The sequence below is a fragment of the Alloyangia mangrovi genome (assembly GCF_002300555.2).
Taxonomy (GTDB): domain Bacteria; phylum Pseudomonadota; class Alphaproteobacteria; order Rhodobacterales; family Rhodobacteraceae; genus Salipiger; species Salipiger mangrovi.
Genome location: NZ_NTHN02000153.1, coordinates 1 through 521 on the forward strand (window position 1 = coordinate 1; position 521 = coordinate 521).

Consider the following 521-nt stretch of genomic DNA (forward strand, 5'->3'; position numbering starts at 1 on the left):
CCGCCGAGCGAGCCGGTAAAGCCCACGGCATTGATCAGCGGGTGCTGCACCAGCGCCTGGCCGACGTCGCGCTTGCCGCCCTGCACGAGCGAGAAGACGCCCTTAGGCATGCCGGTCTTCTCGATCGCGGCGAGGATCGCCTCGGCGACGATCTCGCCGGTGCCGGGGTGCGCGCCATGGCCCTTGACCACCACCGGGCAGCCGGCGGCCAGCGCGGCGGCGGTGTCGCCGCCGGCGGTCGAGAAGGCGAGCGGGAAGTTGGAAGCCCCGAAGACCGCGACCGGGCCGATCGGGCGCATCACCAGCTTGATGTCGGGGCGCGGCAGCGGCTGGCGGTCGGGCAGCGCTTCGTCGTGGCGGCGGTCGAGGTAGTCGCCCTTGAGGATGTGCGACGCGAAGAGCCGCAGCTGGCCGGTGGTGCGGCCGCGCTCGCCCTGCAGGCGCGCCTCGGGCAGGCCGGTTTCCTGCGTGCCGATCTCGGTGATCGCCTCGGCGCGGGCCTCGATCTCGTCGGCGATGGC

1 protein-coding gene is annotated in these 521 nt (G+C 73.5%); it reads right to left on the bottom strand.

Annotated elements, in window-relative coordinates:
- On the bottom strand, positions 1 to 521 hold a 521-nt coding region (locus CLG85_RS27190), incomplete at both ends, for an aldehyde dehydrogenase family protein (RefSeq protein ID WP_260350400.1).